11 protein-coding genes are annotated in these 18,628 nt (G+C 66.6%); 7 read left to right on the forward strand and 4 right to left on the reverse strand.

From position 1 onward, the window contains the following. Nucleotides 1-177 precede the first annotated feature (177 nt). Nucleotides 178-1,464 (forward strand): phage exclusion protein Lit family protein, encoded by a 1,287-nt coding sequence (locus QTH90_RS30145; RefSeq protein ID WP_286668262.1) that lies wholly within the window; start codon nucleotides 178-180, stop codon nucleotides 1,462-1,464. A gap of 6 nt (nucleotides 1,465-1,470) precedes the next feature. Here QTH90_RS30145 and QTH90_RS30150 read toward each other — a convergent pair whose 3' ends face one another. Beyond that, nucleotides 1,471-1,809, reverse strand: coding sequence for a hypothetical protein (locus QTH90_RS30150; protein ID WP_286668263.1), 339 nt, complete (start codon nucleotides 1,807-1,809; stop codon nucleotides 1,471-1,473). Nucleotides 1,810-2,078: 269 nt separating this feature from the next. On the opposite strand from QTH90_RS30150, the gene QTH90_RS30155 reads away from it, so the two are divergent. Then, nucleotides 2,079-3,443 (forward strand): NYN domain-containing protein, encoded by a 1,365-nt coding sequence (locus tag QTH90_RS30155; protein WP_286668264.1) that lies wholly within the window; start codon nucleotides 2,079-2,081, stop codon nucleotides 3,441-3,443. 440 nt (nucleotides 3,444-3,883) lie between these two features. Here QTH90_RS30155 and QTH90_RS30160 read toward each other — a convergent pair whose 3' ends face one another. From QTH90_RS30160 to QTH90_RS30170, 3 genes are all read right to left on the reverse strand, one after another. Next, nucleotides 3,884-4,915: an AcrVA2 family anti-CRISPR protein gene (locus QTH90_RS30160; protein WP_286668265.1), complete on the reverse strand. Its 1,032-nt coding sequence runs from the start codon at nucleotides 4,913-4,915 to the stop codon at nucleotides 3,884-3,886. Nucleotides 4,916-4,968: 53 nt separating this feature from the next. Continuing rightward, the gene (locus QTH90_RS30165; protein ID WP_286668266.1) at nucleotides 4,969-5,274 is read right to left on the reverse strand and encodes a hypothetical protein; all 306 of its coding nucleotides are present in this window, start codon (nucleotides 5,272-5,274) and stop codon (nucleotides 4,969-4,971) included. Nucleotides 5,275-5,337: 63 nt separating this feature from the next. Beyond that, on the reverse strand, nucleotides 5,338-7,365 hold the full coding sequence (locus tag QTH90_RS30170; protein ID WP_286668267.1) for a ParB/RepB/Spo0J family partition protein: 2,028 nt from the start codon (nucleotides 7,363-7,365) through the stop codon (nucleotides 5,338-5,340). 937 nt (nucleotides 7,366-8,302) lie between these two features. Between QTH90_RS30170 and QTH90_RS30175 the strand changes: the two genes are divergently transcribed. The 5 genes from QTH90_RS30175 to QTH90_RS30190 all read left to right on the forward strand — a co-directional run bounded on the left by QTH90_RS30175 (nucleotide 8,303) and on the right by QTH90_RS30190 (nucleotide 18,620). Then, nucleotides 8,303-8,569: a hypothetical protein gene (locus tag QTH90_RS30175; protein ID WP_286668268.1), complete on the forward strand. Its 267-nt coding sequence runs from the start codon at nucleotides 8,303-8,305 to the stop codon at nucleotides 8,567-8,569. Continuing rightward, nucleotides 8,566-9,123 (forward strand): type II toxin-antitoxin system PemK/MazF family toxin, encoded by a 558-nt coding sequence (locus QTH90_RS31595; RefSeq protein ID WP_353506653.1) that lies wholly within the window; start codon nucleotides 8,566-8,568, stop codon nucleotides 9,121-9,123. Before QTH90_RS30175 ends, QTH90_RS31595 begins: the two co-directional genes overlap by 4 nt. Before the next feature lie 628 nt (nucleotides 9,124-9,751). Further along, entirely contained in the window at nucleotides 9,752-12,070 is a 2,319-nt protein-coding gene (locus QTH90_RS30180) for a S8 family peptidase (RefSeq protein ID WP_286668269.1), read from the forward strand. Beyond that, nucleotides 12,070-15,516, forward strand: a complete 3,447-nt coding sequence (locus QTH90_RS30185; RefSeq protein WP_286668270.1) for a DUF6603 domain-containing protein — start codon at nucleotides 12,070-12,072, stop codon at nucleotides 15,514-15,516. The genes QTH90_RS30180 and QTH90_RS30185 overlap by 1 nt, the downstream gene beginning before the upstream one ends. Next, nucleotides 15,516-18,620, forward strand: a complete 3,105-nt coding sequence (locus tag QTH90_RS30190) for a hypothetical protein (protein WP_286668271.1) — start codon at nucleotides 15,516-15,518, stop codon at nucleotides 18,618-18,620. Before QTH90_RS30185 ends, QTH90_RS30190 begins: the two co-directional genes overlap by 1 nt. The last annotated feature ends 8 nt before the right edge of the window (nucleotides 18,621-18,628 follow it).

Consider the following 18,628-nt stretch of genomic DNA (forward strand, 5'->3'; position numbering starts at 1 on the left):
CGGAAGCCCACCAGCTTTGGCTATTCGAATTTGCCGAAAGGCCTCAGCGGGTCTTCAGCTACCGATCAGACAGCCCTTCATCCCCAAAAGTGATGATCAACTATCTTCACCGTGACAATCGCGAATGCTAGGCTAGGCTAGGCTAAGCTTGGTCCAACAATGTTGTGGGGAGCATCTATGGGACTTCTGCAACGCATGAATCCATTTGGGCAGCGTTCCGGGAAACTCCAGACTCAGCCAGCCCTAGGCGCCGCGGCCAACTTGCTGGAAGCCATTGAAGGGATGGCTGCAATGCGAGGTATCGTCCTGCCGCCCTGTGACCCCTACCCCGACCAGCAGGTTGTCTATGAACGCTATCTCAAGTCAGTTGGGCTTGATCACAGTCAGGTCGATCGCATCTTGAACATGGGGAGAATTCCCGAAGAAAAGCGGGCCGCGGCACACGGCATGCTATTGGCTGCAGTTCTCAATTCGGGCTCGATAAGCAATGGCGAACTAGCAGCGATCCTGACCGTGGCGAGGACGATATTCTCCGAGCAAAGGGCAACCAGCCTGCTTAGGACGATCTCTGCGCCAATTTATGAGAAGGCGCGGAAGGTCCCCGGACGCCTTAGCGGGCCGCTCGCCATGGGCGTGTTTCCCTTCCGCTGGTTCAATGGACAGTCCAGTGCGTTCGAGGGGACATCCATGTGTTTGGCTGCCACAGGGAGCTTCGATCTGATAGAGATATTCTCGACCCTTTTTGCAGCCAGGCAGAAAGATCCCGGCTATGCCGTGGAGAAAATGCGGGAGGCACTAGCGACCTACGTACGAACCAACGAAGTGGAAAGTCCAAAGTACGGCCTGGGAGAGGGCTTGGTCGACTTCGGTAATGCCGGAGGCATACACACTCTTCTGACGACGGCCGGCGAGCAGTTTCTGATTTCCCATGAATTCGGCCATGTGGCTCTCGGCCATACGGTTAGCTCTCCGCGAGGTGCGATGCCGACGCGCGCCGTCGGCCTCTTGAGCCAGACTCCGAACGACGTGCAGGTCATCAGGCCGGAGCAGTTAGATGAGTATTGTGCTGACGTTTGGGCGTTGCAGGCGATGCTCGCTCTCGCGGAAGAGCCTGAGTACGAGGAGAAGATTCCAATCTTTTGTGGAGGCGCCGCGGTATTCCTGGGTCTTGCAGTGCTGGTCGAAGCTGCATCACGCGCGGCACGAATCGACACGAAGGACTCGCATCCGCCGGCATCAAACCGGCTCTATCTCATCGAATTGGCCTTCGAGTTATTTGGGCATCACGAGAATGCGTTCGTCGCACGCCGAGTACGAGAGTTTGTTGACGAAGTCGGGGCAGAGTACCCCGGGTTCGAGATGCCGCCGATGCTGTCTCGGCCCCTAAATCAAATTGCCGCCCAGGTTTTCGAGAAACTGAACCTCGACCTCTCCCACGCGCCCTACATCACGGATTTTCGGTGATCACGCTCAGGTTTCGGTCCATTCGCCGGCGCAAATCCGCCTGACGCCTATGCGGGCGATCAGTAGCGCGATCGTCGCCGACGCGGCCACGGTCGGAGAGAAGCCGAGCAAGGGCGTCGCTGCGGCAACCAAGGCGGTCGTATCGCCCTTCGTTGCAAGATCTTCGATAGTCTTGTTTCCGCAGACGGCGCTCTGGATCTGTTGGAGATGCCCTTTGAACCAGCCTCGTCCGAGCTGAGCTTTCTGACCGTCCGACACGCCGGTGCCCAGTCTTGATGTCGAAAGGACCTCGGCGCCGAGTGCAGTGAACAGCGCCTCCTCGGTGGGCGCACTGGGCTCGCTCATCGATCTCTCCAAAGGTTATGGCGCGGGTTTCATTCTCCCCATTTGTGATGCTTGCGACAAGCCTCGTTCGCCCCAAGCGCTGAGATTGCTGCCTACGTCCACGACGAGGCATCCTTTAGGGCGCTTATCCTTAGTGGCGCATCAGCGTTACCCGTTGAGCGCGGAGGTCGACGCCGGTCGCCTTTAGGAGGTCAGGTAGATCTTCATTCACCGCGCGCGACCATAGCGACAATGGCTCATGTCGACGCAACGCTAAGATCCGGAAGATCATGAAGAGCGCACTTTTTGTCGATTTCGACAACGTCTTTTCTCTGCTCCGTCAGCTGCAACCCAGCGCCGCGGAACAGTTCGCCCGCCATCCCGACGTTTGGATCCACTGGTTGACTCACTCGTTCGCCATGCCCGAACCCCATGCAGAAAGTGAGCGTCGCCGCCTCTTGGTCAGAAGGTGCTACCTGAACCCAAATTGGTACCAAGTCTACCGACACGCTTTTTTGCGGGCCGGGTTTGAGATTGTTGACTGTCCTCCGGTGACGAGCCAAGGGAAGACGAGCACCGATATTCACTTGGTCCTGGACGCAGTGGATCTTCTGCAGCACGGCACGCACTATGACGAGTTCATTGTGTTTTCCGCAGACGCCGACTTCACTCCGCTATTGCGCAAGCTTCGGCGCCATGACCGTCGCACAACCGTGCTGGCGATTGGCTTTCCTTCAGCGGCGTACCAGGCGTCGGCCGACCTTCTCATTCCTGAACGCTTGTTTGTCGGCGAGGCCCTCTATCCCGCGCAAGCCAATGTTGACTCAGGGCTTTTGACGGGGCACGAGCAGAAGGCTTCCGACCGCGTATTGAATGATCGTCCGTCGTCTGCGCTTGTCGGTCCGCCCGCATCGGTTCAAACATCGTCTCAGGCGCCGACAGCCCCACGATCGGCTAGGCCAGCGACCGCAAGCGAATTGTCGGAGATAGCCAATCGAATCTGGCAAACACTCGACGAATCTGTTTCGCCTGTAAACGGTGGTCCGCTGGCATCCCGCCTGAAGGCTGAGTATCCAGAGGCTCTCGAGAACTGGAATGGTTGCGGTGGCTTCCGACCATTCCTTACGTCCTTGAACCTAGCGCGCCTCGTATGGCTGGGCGGATCTGGCGGCCGGCTGCTGGACCCCGCTCGTCACGAGGTAGAGGGGAGGTCGACACAGGACGAGCCGGATTCGCCATGGGGAGGAGAAGGCGAAATCTTTCCGGTGGTGAAAGAAGTCTGTTCCCTCACCAAGGCACCCATGCTTGCGCCCAAGGAGCTGAGGCAGGTTCTCAAAGCGCTCAGCACTGAACTCGCAGAAGGTTCCTTCCAGCCAAGCACCACCGCCGCGCAGGTTTGTTCTCGCTGCCTCTCGTCGTCTGGCCTGCGCGTCCGCCAGCGAGACGTGGCTTTCCTTATCAAGGGAATGCAGCTGAACGGGCATGTCTTCGGCCAAGGCCAGGACGACGTAGTTACGCTGGGGTCGCGACTCGTCGATCAAGTCCTGTTCCTTTGCGCCCGTGAACAGTTGATTCTTGATGAAGCCGAAGTTGCCGCTGTTCGACTCTGGGTTACTGGAGAGGGTGCACCTGCGAAGGTGCCAGCAAGCGACTGAGCCCTCTCGGGATCGATTCTTCGAAAGCTCAGGTAGAACTCTGGCGAAGCGCTCGACTTCTGGATGTCCATGAAGGTGCAGCCGTGATTGTCTGAAGGTCTGAAGAGCAACGGGATGCAGTCGTCATCCACTGCCCAGTCGAACGTCGGCTCTCGCTGCGAAGCAGTCAGTCGCGGGACAACGTCGAATGCCTGCAACGGGCCGGCCGAATGCTGCTAGACCTTGGGCGGCGCCCACCTGGCTTAAGCGGCAGCACGCTATGTCGAACTGAAGCCACGTCGAGTGGTTGAAAACGGTCGCTTTCCTCTGCAGTGAACGACTGCCGACAGAGAAAAGGACGCGGGCCACGACCTGTCAGATCCTTCCTTGGCTGGGGCCGCCGCCCTGGACTGAGAAGGAGGGCGTCGGCGTGCCGCCGCCCTTCCCTCTTCACCCTCTCGTCAGGTGGCTTGCCAGTCGAGCCCTTCAGGCGATCTGATCGGCCGAACCGTCGCCGGCAACTGGTCCGCATCGGAGACGTTCACCGCGATCGGCGCCATCCACCGCAACTCACGCTTGCGGAGCTCGAGTGGGACGCCCTTGCGCTTCCCGCTCAAGATCGTGTGCCAATGCGCTCGCCGGAGATGTGGGGCGACGGAGAGCCCATCGTTGCCCACACCGGCGTGCTGCTTCGCGGCCGCATAGGCTGCGCGCATCGCGGAGCCCATCCGGACCCCCGTATCCCACACGACCGGCGAAGCCGCAGGGAAAAGACGTTCTCCCCTCCTCCTTGTCTTCACGGCCACCGGCAACACCGGCCGGCCAGGAACACCGTCTTGAGTCAACTCCGCGCCCAGCGAGCACAGATACAGCACCATTGACAGCACTGGCATCGCGATCGCCGTCAATTGTCCATACAGTGGCGACGACTCGGGGTACGTCTCCTGCAGCGATTCGAGAATGGAGCGACCGGACAGCTTGAGAGACAGGATCAACATGGCGCGGTCGTCAAGACTGGTCGCCATATCCCGCTCGGTGTCAAGAAGCATTTGAAGGTAGATCGGTCCCCGGTCGCTCGACGAGGCCGGCTCCATGGACACCCAAACGCCACGAGCAGGCCCCCGAAAAGTCGGCAGATGGCCCAGTTCAAGGTAGATGCACCACTCGGGCAGTCGGAGCAATACATCGACCGGCACGGCCACATCAAGCGGCGTAGCGATGAGCGCGGCCATCAACGTGGGGTCCACTCGATAGATGCCCTTGGTCATGCGCCAGGCTGCGAGCGCCGAAAGCTTTGTGGCGACCAGCGGCCGATCATCGGTGAGCGGAAGGGCGACCGCCATCGGTGCGAAGCACCAAGGCGGCCAATCGGTTTGAACGCGGAAGGCCGCTCGCATCATCTCGTGCTGAGCCCAAAAGCCCGGCATCTCACGCCCGGCAAAGTCGAGCGTCTGTACGGCCGGGTGCAACCCGGTCGACGGTGTAGCTGTCATTTTTCTCTCCCTGGTACAGATGTCCACGCCCCTCCCAGGGCGCGGACCAGGATTTATACGGCATCAGGCGCTGCATCGCTTGCGGTTGCCGCCGGCGCCAGCACGCAGCCGAGTTCGTGAGGGCCAGCCAGGCGAGCGCCGAAACGGGCTGAGCGCGGCGGAAGCGGGATCAGATCCCTGCGAGCAAGCGAGATGGCCGCCTCGGATGTCCGGGCGCGGACATAGGCAGTTCGCTTGTAGGTCGGCTTCCGCGCGGGGCCGGCCACGACGTGGACGGCCCATTTTTTCCATTCGCGCTGCGACCGGTATTCATGGGCGTTCTGCTCGTCAAGAGAAAGAAGAATCGTTGCTGCATTCAACACCTCGTATGGTTTGTTGAAGGACCATGACCGCCGCAGCGAGATCGCTGCGGCGGGCTTGGATCAGTCCTCTCGACCCTCGTTGGTGTCACCCTCCTCGCCGGAGCCAGCGACGACTGGCACGGCGTATGGGCGCAGGGTGGATGGGAGCCAGCCCGTCCCCTCCAGCTTGGCCGCCGCATAGGCAACCGCATCGACCTTCTTCATCTTTTCGATGGGTCTGGCGGCTTCCGCTCCGCAGGCCTCCGACAGCGCCTCGATCCGCTTCGCGTTGGACACGTGATTCAGAAAACGCTCTGGCGTCGGTTTCCACCAGTCAGCCATGTTCAGGTCGAGGGCCGATTCAATGGCTTGAGCAACATCGAACCCGCGTGCCTCGCGCACAGGCCGGTCGGCAATCACGCTGTACGACCGGGCCACACAACGCGCCAGCAGGTCCAGCAAGCCCTTCTCGTCCATTGCCGACAGGGCGCCGAACAGCGATGCCGTATCGCCCGGGAGATGGTCGGCCCAGCCTTCTGCCTGCTCCAGCGTCTGCGCAGCGGGTGTCTCGTCGTACTCCTTGGCCTTGGCAACTCCGTGTGCGTTGTCGTCGAAGCGAACACCTACGGGTGAGGATTGCCACGGCTCACGCTCCCGCCCGAGCAGCGAGTGAAGCAAAGCAACAAGCGCCACCTTCGGGCTTTGCGTCAATGCAGCGGCGACGGCAGCCGTCCGGTGAGCGGTGAGGTCGGTGCAAAGAGTGGCGGTGAATTCAGCGCGCTCCTTCGGTGCAGATTCAAACGATGGCGCCGACGTTCCGGCTTGCGCATGCGCCGCCGCGACAAGTTCCTTTCGGTCCTCGGGGCGAACCAAGCCTTCAACCGAGTCAACACCCTGCCCGCCGCTGCCGATGAAGACGACGACCCCAGCGCTCGCACGCTGCTCCGGCACCCACACGCACAAGGCAGCTTGCATCGCATTCAGCTGGTCGTGCAGTTGCTCCTGTTGTTCGCACAGGGTGTCCAGTTCGGCGTCCTCATCGTCGGTCAGCAGGCGGTCTTCCTCATCGCCAATGCTCTCGAGTTCGTGAAGGCGTTCGGTGACGCGGTTGTAGGCGCTTTTCTGCGCTTCCATCGCCTTCGCCTCTGCGTCGGTGGGCTCGCCCGCTTCACAGTGCAGTTGCGCGAACTTCGAACGGTCCGCATACGGAAACACGACCCGCGCCTCAACCCATTTCCAGCCAGCGGCGCGCAGTTCGTCAGCCGCAGCCTCCAGCTTCAGGAGCGCCAGCCGATGCAGGAGCGCCGGGTCTTGCAGGAACGATCCCTCATCCTCGGTCGCAAAGAGATCGGCCCGCACGGCACCGCCAGCGGCTTGATAGGCGTCCAGACCAACGAAACGCGCCACCGGCGCACCGGCCCGCACCTCTTTGGCCGTCAGCATTTGGCTGATGTAGTAGGCCGAGCGGCTATAGGACGGCAGGGCCTCCCACGTCGCAATCTGCGTCTCGTGATCATCCGCAAGTGCCAGTGCCTGCATCACGTCCAGATTGATCTGGTCCTCTCGGAACAGATCGATGAACATCGGCGCGAGTTTCGCCAGCTTCAACCGCCGTTCCACCGTCAAGGCCGTGACACCGAAGGCAGCGGCGATCTGCCCCACGCTCCTGCCCTCTTCCAGCATCAGCTTGAAGGCTTCCAACTGGTCTGCCGCGTGCATCGGCTCCTGCGTGTCGTTCTCCGCGAGGCTGACGCTGGTCGCGTGGTCGGCCGCGAACACCTTGCATGGAACCCCCCAGTCCTTCGAAATGGAGCCTTCCGCCGCCAGAAGCAAGAGCGCTTCGAGCCGGCGACCGCCCGCGATCACTTCGCCTTTAAAGCCCTTTCGCTTCGCCCTGACGACGCACAAGCCATGCAGCAGACCGCCATGCGCCCGGATCGCCGCAGCGAGCTTCCGGATGGACGATGGATCACGCTTCTTCCGAACGTTGCGCGCCGAGAGGAAAAGCTGGTTCAAAGGAATGATCTCGTCCGCTCCCTTCGAAACAAACACCTCCACGCCGTCGATCACCACCACATCTTCGCAGTCCATCACATCGATAACTGACATTTCCATTTGCTCCCTTAAAAGCTACCGGGTCCCTAGATTCCGAGCCCATCGACTGATGGTTTCGGGGGCGAGTGACGGCTCCCGGATCTCGCCGCCGTTTCCCTGAGTTCGTCGCCCGGTGAACGGCGCGGACTGGAAGACGTGGGAACCAGGGGGAAGCCTTCGTAACGCGCAGCGTTATGAACACCCCCTGGCAGGCGAAGCCGGTCCCGCGGCAGCCAGGCCGCAAAGTCACCGGGAATGGCGAAGAACACAGGGAAACGGAGAGCACGGCGCATCCGTCACACGCAAACGAAACCGCCGCGCGGCGAGCGCCTCTGCGGCCGCAGGCCGCCTGGCTGGAGCAAGCGCAGCGCGCAGCGACGAAGGAGCGAAGGGCGACGAGGGCGCAGCCCTGGTCGCGGTCCCCAGAGGGCGCCAAGCGCAGCGCCGGCGGGAGAGGGCTGGTCAGCCTTCTCCCTGGAGGGGCGACCGAAGGGCGCAGCGCCACAGGCGCGGAGGCGTCAGCGATGGAAGCCCGAAGGGGCGAGACCGAAGGGCTCGATGCGAAGCACGACAGCGCGGCCCGGGACGGGAGACGCTCCTTTCCGCGACCGACCCTCGTCGCGATGCCAGCGTCCGCTCAAAGGCGTCGCGCAACCCAGCGCTGCGGACACCCGCCCCCGCAGGATCCGCACAATCGAGCCCATTTCAGGCCCTGGCCCGCGACGACCTCGAGCATTCCGGCGGCGTCTGCGCCCCTCTGCTCGCCCCATGGCGACGCGCCACACACGCGCCGAGAGGCACCCACCTGCCTGGATCAACTGCCCGGATCGAACTCCTACATCGCGCGAAGCGAAGCTGCCGGAGCTTTACGCTTGAATGCTGCGAGCCCTTGCTGAATATATATTCGGTATACATACTAGACATATCAAATGCCAAGCGCGGGAAACCGGACGTGCCCACCACCAGCCAACAGCCGCTGAAGTTGAACTTCAAGGACGACACGCTGACAACCGTGTCGAGAGACGCCCTGCGAGGGCTGGCGAAGAAATTGGGGTTCAACGAAACCCAGACCGTCCTGTACGCTCTCGCCAGACTGCGAGATGAGGTCTTCGTCGAACAGGACAGCGAGAAATTGATGCCGCTCACCAAGACCCAGCACAAGGCCATCGCGAAGGCTGAACCAAAGGGAAGAGGTAAGGTCATCGGCTCCCTCCTGTGAGCAGAGCCTACTGGATACCGCGCCCAAAGCTCGGGGACATCGTCGAGTGCAGCTTTCCGCAGCAAGTAGGCGTGCCAGGACCCAAGAATCGTCCGGCCCTGGTGCTCCAAGTTGAAGAGGCGGGCGATGACCCGACCGGTTCTGTTGTGGTTGTTGCATACGCCACATCCCAGAACACTTCAACTGTGTACCCGGGAGAGTTCGTCATTGAGGCGAGTGCAAGAACGGGCTTGACCAAGGCGACCAAGTTCGACTTGGTCAATCATCACCGGCTTCCTTTTGATGATTCCTGGTTCGCGCCCGCGCCCGGCAATACGCCAGGCACCCGCGCCGCGGTCGCCTTGACCTTCAAGACTCGGGCTGTCTCGAAAGATTCGAGGTCGCGACAACTCGTCGCGGCAAGCCGCGACACACCTCAAAGCCGGTCCCGCGGCAGCGATGCCGCAGAGTCACCGGAAATGGCGAAGAACAGGGAAACGGAGAGCACGGCGCATCCGTCACACGGACATGAAACCGCTGCACGGCGAGCGCCTCTGCGGCCGCAGGCCGCCTAGCCAGAGCAAGCGCACCGCACGGCGATGGCCGAAGACTCAGGTCGGCCAGGAGCGGAAGTTTGGCCACGCAAAGCCGACGTTCGTTACGAACAAGGACGCCAAGTAAGAAGCCTGTATGTGGGTCACGTCCAGTTCGCGCCGGTGAGTACTGCGCGGCCCCCGGCCCACTGCTAGCTCGGGCCTGGGCTGCCGCCTGCTCGTTGATGCCGAGCGACGAGCCATCGGGATGGGTGCAAAGGACGCGAAGCTCGAGACTTTCGAGTGACAGGGGCCCAAGTTCTATCTGAATCACGGCTATGAGGAATTCGCCCGCGCTGACGACTACGTGCCCGGTTTCTGCTTCGCGCGCATGCTTCCGCCGCCAGCCAGTTCCGGACATGGTGCAGCGTTCATCCTAGAACTAGTGGCGAATATGAGTTGAGTCTGCGTTCGGCCAGCACCGGTCGTGATTTCAGTGCCCGATAGCGGCCGCTGGGCGCCGCTCTCGACCCTTAGCGGAATTTGCGCCGAGCGGACATCGTACGAAATGGGGATGTCAACGCGCGGCAGCGCGTGTTCTAGTGGCCGCGATCGGTGACCACACTGCGTGGCCTGCCTTCCACCCTGTTGGAGCCCTGATGGAGCCCTGATGGCCAGCGTCGATCCGAAGCTGCGCACCTTACTCGAGGAGCCACCCGCGGGCCAGCTGAAGCCGGTTCAAGTCGCCGTGCTGGTCAAATTCACGGGGGCGTTAGATGACCTGCACGGCGCGGGCCTGGCAACGGGCACGGTGATCCGCAACGCGGCCCAGGGCTTCAGCATCGCTACGGGCACGCTGCCGCTGGCGCAGGTCGAGGCGCTGGCCGCCGTGGCGCACGTCGTGAAGATCGAGCTCAGCCAGGCGATGCACCGCGAGCTGGACACCAGCGCCGTCGAGATCCATGCACGCGAGCTGCACGGCCGCAACCCGCCGCTTGCCGGCAAGGGCGTCACCGTCGGCGTCGTCGATTTCGGCTTCGACTACCAGCACCAGGCCTTCCGCAACGGCGACGGCAAGACGCGCGTGAAGTTCCTGTGGGACCAGACGCTCACCGCCACCGCCGGCGAGGCCGCGCCGCCGGAATACCCGACCGTCGGCGTCGAATACAACGAGAAGCAGATCAACGACGCCCTCGCACTCGACAAGCCGCTCACCAAGGTGCGCATGACCGAGGACGCCGGCCAGGAGGCGCACGGAACGCACGTGATGGGCATCGCCGCGGGCGACGGCAGCCAGGCCGGCAACTGCGCCGGCGCGGGCAAGTACGTCGGCGTGGCGCCCGACGCCGAGCTGATCTTCGTGAAGCTGCGCGGAAACAACATCCGCCTCGGCGAGACCGCCAACCTCGTCGACGCCATCGCATGGATCCTGCTGCGCGCGCGCAAGGACGACCCGGCCCGCCCCTGCGTGATCAACCTCTCCATGGGCGACAACCTCGGCCCGCACGACGGCACCAACCTCGTCGAGCAGGCGATGGAGACGATGCTCACCGGCACCATGGGCTTCGCCATCGTCAAGTCCGCCGGCAACGAGGGCCGCAACAACCGCCATGCCTTCGAGACGGTCGCCGCGGCGCCCGGCTTCGTCGACTTCGACTTCACCGTGAGGGCCAGGGACAGCAGCACACGCCACCTCGAGTGCTGGTATGCCGGCACCGAGCGGCTGGACGTGACACTGCTGGGCCCCGGCGCGCTGCGGCCCACCAGCCCCGTCGCCACCGCGGGCGGCGCGGCCGTGAACTGGACGGTCAACCCCGCCGCCCCCGGCAACCAGCAGGTCAGCGTCAACATCACGCAGACGCTGAACGACCCCGACAACCACGACAACCAGGTCTTCGTGCAGTTCAACCCGCCGGGCACGGGCAACCTGCCCAACGGCACCTGGACGCTGCGCTTCACCAACACTGGTGCCACGCCGACCGGCGTGCACTGCTGGATCGACCGCGGCACCCACACGCCGGTGTTCACGACGCACGTCACGCGCACGCACACCCTCAGCATCCCGGGCACCGCGCCGAGCGTCATCACGGTGGGCAACTACGCCGACGAGCAGTTCACCGCCGCAGACGGCAGCGTCACCGAATCGGGCGATCTCGCCGCCTCCTCCAGCCGCGGCCCGACGCGCAACGGTCTGCGCAAGCCCGAGGTCTCGGCGCCAGGCGTGAACATCCTCTCCGCCAAGGGCCTGGCCGCCGGCGGCTGCTGCTGCGACTGCTGCTACGACTTCTACCAAGGCCTCACCGGCACGTCGATGTCCGCGCCGCATGTGGCCGGCGTGGTGGCGTTGATGCTGCAGGCTAAGCCGGCGATGGGCATCGCCGAGATCCGCCAGACGCTGATCGACACCGCCCGCGCGCCCGATCCCGCCTTCGGCGTGGTACCCGACGACAACTGGGGCTTCGGCAAGGTCGACGCCGCCGCGGCCGTCGCCGTCGTGCTTGCCGGCCAGCCAGTGCCACCAGGCGGCGGGGGTGGCGGAGGAGGCGGCCCAGGCATGCGCCTGCCCAGCCTGCACGCGCCGCACCGCGTCTACGAGCAGGCGCTGTCGCGGCAGATGCAGCGCTTCCAGGCCTGGCTGCTGGCGATGCCCGGCGGCCACGAGGCGGCGGCGCTGGTGAGCCGGCATTTCGATGAGGTGCTGGGCCTCATCAACACCAACCGCCGTGTCGCCACGGTCTGGCAGCGCAACCGTGGCCCGCTGTTCGTGCGCGCAGCGCTGGCCATCAGCGCCGATCCGGAGCAAGCAGTCGTGCCTCGCGAGATCGGCGAGCTGGACTCGCAGGCCTGCCTTGCGCGCATCCTCGACCGCGTTCGCCGCCACGCCTCGCCCGCGCTGGTGGCCGACATCGACGCGCAGCGTGCCACCCTGCTCGCGCTGCCCGGCCGGCGCCTGGGCGACGTGCTGGCTTTGCCGAGGCAGGTGGCCTGATGGCCAACAGCGGCACTATCGAACTTGTCGCGCGCGAGCTGGGCGCCCTGCTGGAGCCGCTGGGCGAGCGCCTGTCGCCGGCCGGCGCGGGTCCGGTCGATCTGCTCGCGCAACTGGGCCTGCGGCTGCCCGAGGCCGTGGCCGGCCATGCCGGCTTCGTCGCGGCAGTGAATACGCTGGCCGGCGACGCCGCCGCGCTGGAGCCCCTGGTCACCAACCTCGGCCAGGCCATCGACGCCGGCGACGAGGCGCAGATGGCCCTTGCCGGCGTGGCGGTCATCGTGCGCGCGGGTCAGGTCATCGGCCACGTGCATGCGCTGCAGGCGGCGCTGCAAGCCGCTGCGGGCGCCTCCCCCGCAACCGTGGCGGAACTAAACGCGCAGCTGCCCGAACTGCCTGAGCGGTTGATCGATTTCCTCATCGTCGAATACCTCGGCCACCGCGCGCCGGCGCTGCTGCAGGTGCTCGTGCTGATCGGCCTCGCGGACGACGACGAGGTGCTGCCCGCGCCCGGCAGCGCGCTGGCCGTGCCGCACGTGCGCCACCGCCTGCACCTGGACCGCCTCGGCAACCTGCTGTCCAACCCGGCCGCCTACCTCGGCGACACCTACGGCTGGGGCCGGCCCACCTTCGACGGCAAGCTGCTGTTCGAGCGGCTGCGTGACTTCCTCGACCGCTACGAATACCCAGTCGCACTGATCGAGCCCCCCGGCGCGCCTCGCATCCTGGAGGCCTACCTCGCCTCGCTGCAGGTCCAGCCGGGCAACCCGCCATCGCTGGCGCTGCGCGTACGCTTCCAGGCGACGCAGGACTTCAGCCGCAGCATCCCCATCGCCCCGCCGTGGTCGCTGCGTGTGGGGGCCAAGGCGCGCTTCGGCGCGGGCATGGGCGGCAGCCTCACACCGCCGTTGCAACTCTCGCTGCAGCCGCCCACCGCCGGGGCGTCGCTGGAGGCAAGCGCCGCGCTCGCGGCCGAGGACGGCGGGCGGCCGATGGTGGTGCTCGGCAAGCCGGGCGGCAGCCGGCTGCAGGTCCGCCGCTTCAGCACAGGCGTCGGCGTGGTGGCCAAGCTCGAAGGCGGCGCGCTGAAGGCCGAGCCCGCCGTCGACATCGCGCTGGAAGGCGGCAAGCTCGTCATCGACCTGTCCGAGGGGGACGGCTTCATCACCAGCATCCTGCAGGGACTGAAGATCGAGAGCGACTTCGCGATGTCGCTGCGCTGGACGCCCTCGCGCGGCGTCGTCTTCGTCGGCGGCGCGGCGCTGGAGCTGGTGGTGCCGCTGCACCTCAACCTCGGGCCGGTGGAGGTGCAACAGCTCTACGTGCTGCTCGGCTTCGGCACGCCGGCGCCGGTGTCGCTCGGTGTCGCCACGGCACTCAAGGTGCAGATCGGGCCCTTTGGCCTGGCAGTCGACAAGATCGGCTTCGACCTGCCGATGCGCTTTCCCGCCGACCGGCGCGGCAACCTCGGCCCACTGGACATGGGCTTCGCCTTCCGCCCGCCCACCGGCATCGGTGTGGAGGTCAAGGCCGGGCCCATCAGCGGCGGTGGCTTCCTGTCTATCGATGTGCCCAACGGCCGCTACGCCGGCGTGCTGCAGCTCGGCACGCCAATCGTCGCCGTGACGGCCATCGGCCTGCTGGATACGCGTATGCCGGAAGGCGGGGAAGGCTTCTCGCTGCTCATCATCGTGTCGGTGGAGCTGCCGCCCATCCAGCTCGGCTTCGGCTTCACGCTGACCGGCGTGGGCGGCCTGGCGGGCATGCACCGCACGGTCGCGACGGACGTGCTGCGCCAAGGCATCCGCACCGGCGCGCTGAACAACATCATGTTCCCGCGCGACCCGGTGACGAATGCGCCGGCCATCATCGCCAGCCTGCGCTCCATCTTCCCTCCGGCCCGCTACCGCTTCGTCTTCGGGCCCTTCCTGCGCATCGGCTGGGGCACGCCCAGCCTCGTGACCGGCGCGCTCGGCGTCATCCTGGAGTTGCCCGACCCCGTCCGCATCCTCATCCTCGGCCAGTTGAAGGTGACCATCCCCGTGCCCGAGCTGCCGCTGGTGTCGCTGAACCTCGATGTGCTGGGCATCATCGACTTCGGCGAGAAGATGCTGTCCATCGACGCGTCGCTGTACGACTCGCGCGTCACGGTGTTCTCCGTCTACGGCGACATGGCGCTGCGCCTGTCCTGGGGCAGTCCGCCGATCTTTGCGCTGTCCATGGGCGGCCTGCACCCCCAGTTCCGCCCGCCGCCCAACTTCCCGGAGCTGCGGCGCCTGACCATCGAACTTGGCCTGGACGACAACCCGCGCCTCACCTGCCAGTCCTACTTCGCGCTCACCGCCAACAGCGTGCAGTTCGGCGCGCGCGTCGAGGCCTATGCGTCGGCGGCCGGATTCAGCATCCACGGCTGGCTGGGCTACGACGCGCTGGTCATCTTCGTGCCCTTTTCCTTCGTCGTGGACATCGACGCGGGCGTGCAGCTCAAGCGCGGCAGCACCGTCATCGCGGGCATCCAGCTCGAAGGCCAGTTGAGCGGCCCCAACCCGTGGAAGGTGCGCGGGCGCGCCAGCCTGTCGCTGTTCTTCTTCGACGTGAGCGTGCCGGTCAAGCTGCAGATCGGCGACGAGCAGACCCAGCCGGTGCCCACCCTCGTCGCGTGGGACCAGCTCCGCGCCGCGCTCGCCGATGGCCGCAACTGGCAGGGCCTGGCCGGCGCCGGGCCGCAGCGCGCGCTGTCCTTCGCCGCGCCGGCGGACGCCGCGGGAAAGACCTTCATCGACCCCGCCAGCGGCCTGGCCGTGCAGCAGAAGGTGCTGCCGCTGAACCTGCAGCTCGACAAGCTGGGCGAGGCCCGCATCGACGGCCCCTCGCGCTTTGACGTAAGCCATGCGCGCATCGGCACCTCGGGCGCCGGCTTCGTGCCGCGCGGCGACTTCTTCGCCTCCGGCCAGTACCTCGACCTGAACGACGCGCAGAAGCTCTCGCGCGACTCCTACGAGCTGATGGACGCGGGCGTGGCCTTCGGCGGCGACGCACTGGCCGCCGGCAACACGCGAGGCAAGGACCTCGTCTACGAACGCATCATCATCGACAAGCCCGAGGACGGCGGCGACCTGTTCACGAGGTTCAAGGTCCGCCAGCTCGCCACGGCGACGGTGACCGCCGCGCAGTTCGACCGAATGGCCGCCCGCACGCGCATCGACCTCGCGCCGCGGCCCGGCCTGGAGCGCTACGCGCCGGCGCCCGGCGCGGCGCCGCGCATCCAGGTGGACGACGAAGCCTGGGGCATCACCAGCGCCGACACCCTGGCCGCCCACGCCCAGCTCGGCCAGCACCGCTCGCGCGCCGCGGCCGAGCAGGCGCTGCGCGACTGGAAGCGCGCCAACCCAGGCGATGCCGGCCGCTGGCAGGTGCTGCCCGCGCATGAACTGGAGGCCGGCTGATGGCCACCCTTGCCCGCTACAGCTTCGTGTCGTGGCTGCGTCGCGGCGTGGGCACGCAGATCGCACGGCGCGACGGTGATGCCGGCAACACGCCGCGCGCCGTCGTCAACGTGCACGTCGGCTTTAACAACGACACCCTCGGCGTGGACGTGCCGCTGGAACTCTACGGCAGCGGCGAGCTGGCGTCGCTCGACGCCTTCACCGTCGTGCGCACCTGGCCCCGGCCCGACGCGCCCGACGCCGAGCCCAACTACTTCCCGCTGGTGGAGGTCCGCGAGGCCGACGCGCTGTGGCGCCTGACCGCCGCCGCACCCGCTGCCAACGGCCGACTGCGGCCTTGGCTGGTGCTCGCCGTGCTGCGCGACGACGAGGCCACCTGGCGCCCGGCGACAGCCCAAGGCGGGTTGCCGTCGATGGTGGTCAAGTCCACCACCAGCCTGCCGGACCTGTCGCAATCCTGGGCCTGGGCCCACGTGCAAATGGACGGACCCGCCGCCGAAGAGGCTACGCTGCGCCAGGCCCTTGCGGCGGGAGACGGCCGCGTGCGCGCCCGCCTGCTGTGCCCGCGTCGGCTGGACGCGCGCACGCGCTACACCGCCTGCCTCGTGCCCGCCTTCGAGCGCGGCCGTCTGCGCGGCCTGCAACTGCCCGTCGGCCCGGTGGACGGCCTTGCCCCCGCCTGGACGTTAGGCCAGGCCGGCGTGACACTGCCCATCCACCACCGGTGGAGCTTCCACACCGAGGCCGAAGGCGACTTCGAGTCGCTGGTGCGGCGCCTCGTGCCGCGCATGCTGCCGCCCGAGGTCGGCGTGCGCGACATGGACGTCAGCAACCCGCGCGGCGCGCTGCACGGCATCGCCGCGCACGGTGGGCCGCTGGGGTTGGAAGGCGCGCTGAAGACCGTGCGCACCCAGAGCACGCCCTGGCCGGCGTCGCCCACCAAGCAGCTCTTCACCGACCGTCTCACCACGCTGCTCAACCTGCCGGCCGAGCGGCTGGCGGGGCAGTCGCCCGAGCGCGTCGTCGCGCCGCCGCTGTACGGCGCCCGCCACGCCGCGCGCGACAAGCTGCAGCCCGGCACGCCGCCGCAGTGGTTCCAGGAGCTCAACCACGACCCGCGCCTGCGCACCACCTCGGGCTTGGGCACCCAGGTCGTTCAGGCCCAGCAGCGCGAGCTGATGGCCGGCGCCTGGCTGCAGGTGGAAGGCGTGCGGGCCAAGAACGAGGCACGCCGGCAGGCGCAGCTGGCGCGGTCGGTGTCCGTCATCGCGCACACGCGCCACGTCGTCACGGCGGCGGATGAAGACCTGCTGCTGCTCACACGCAACCTGCACACCCGGGTGAAGGGCAGCCCCGTCACCATCGCCGCACTGCTGCGCGACAGCCCCATCCCGTCGGGCGTGCTCGACACCGCGTGGCGGCGCTTCGCCCGCCCCCTCGGCCCCGCCGGCCGCCGCCAGGGCCGCCCCGCCGCCGCGCGCGCGGCCGCCACGCTGCTGCAGCGCCTCAACGCGGGCACGCTGCGGCCCGGCGCCGCGCCGCCCACGCCGGCGACGCTGCCCACGCTCGGCGGCGCTGCGTCCGCCGCGGTGCCGCGTGCCACGGGCAGCGGTGCGTCTCCCGGACTGCGGCTAACGCTGTGGCTGCTGATCCTGCTGTGCCTGCTGCTGGCCTTCGCGGCCTTCGGCATCCTCGGCGGCATCGCGCTGGCGGTGGTGGCTGGCGTCGCCTGGACGCAGTTGCCCGCCGCGTGGCGCACCGCGTTGAGGAACCTGCTGCTCGGCGGCCAGGCCCCGCAGCCCGACGAGGCCGGGCAGGTCGCCGCCCAGGCGCTGGTTGAGGAGCGGTTCGACCCGACGCTCGTCGAAGCGGTGTCCGCCACGACGGCCTTCTCGCTGCAGGATGCACCACCGCTTGGCACGCCGCTACCCGCGGCAGCTGGCACCACTGCCGACAACACCGAGGCCCTCGCCTTCCGCGGCGCGCTGTCACAGCTCTTCGGCGACCTCGGCGCTGCCTTGCCTGTCCAGCGCCCGCTGACGCCCGTCGATCTGCCGCTGCTGCGCACCAAGCTGCAGACGGCCATCGACCCGCGCATCACCATCGCCCAGGCCTTCACCCGGCGCACCCACCTCGCCATCGACCTCGGCTACGTGAGCCCCGACCCGCTGGACGACCTCAAGGCCTATCCCGAGTTCCCGCAGCCCATGTACGAGGCGCTGCGCGAGCTGGGGCAGGACTGGCTGCTGCCCGGCATGGAGCTCATCCCCGGCAACACCATCGCGCTGCTGATCACCAACCAGCGGACGGTGGAGGCTTACATGGCCGGCCTCAACCACGAGATGGGGCGCGAGCTGCTGTGGAACGAGTACCCCACCGAGCTGCGCGGCACTTTCTTCCGCCAGTTCTGGGACGTACGCGGCGTGCCCCCGCCGCCGAGCGACCCCGAAGGCCTGCTCGACATCGAGAAGATGCACCAGTGGAAGCCCCACGCCGCGCTCGGCGCCAACAGCGCCCGCGCGCCCATGCCGGGCGGCGAGGAGCGGCTGGTGCTGTTGGTGCGCGGCGACCTGTTCCGCCGCTACCCCAACACCCACGTCTACGCCGTCGAGGCCGCCGCCAGCCCCGACCGCAAGCGCCAGCTCACCGACCGCGTCGTCGACTACGAGTTCCACGGCAAGCTCTCGCCCGACATCGTCTTCTTCGGCTTCCCGCTGACGCCCACGCAGGCCAAGGGCGCAACGACCGATCCCACGGACGTGAACAAGCACCAGGGCTACTTCTTCGTGCTGCAGGAGCAGGCCGCCGAGCCGCGCTTCGGGCTGGACGCGGACGGCACCTTCGACGCCGCGGTGAACAGTTTCGACCAGCTCGGCTGGCCCCACCTCTCCGCCAGCGCGGCCGACCAGTCGAGCTGGACCCACATCGACCTCAACCGCACCCTGCCCAAGCTGGGCGCGCTCGACACGGGCGACCAGCCCGCCTGGCACGCCGATTCCGGCACCGGCCGGCATGGGTCGCAGGCATCCCACCTCGCAGAGATCACGCTGCAGAAGCCGGTGCTGATCGCCATCCACGGCTCCGACATGCTGCGCGACACCTGAAGGACCGC

The organism is Variovorax flavidus (genome assembly GCF_030317145.1).
GTDB lineage: Bacteria > Pseudomonadota > Gammaproteobacteria > Burkholderiales > Burkholderiaceae_C > Variovorax > Variovorax flavidus.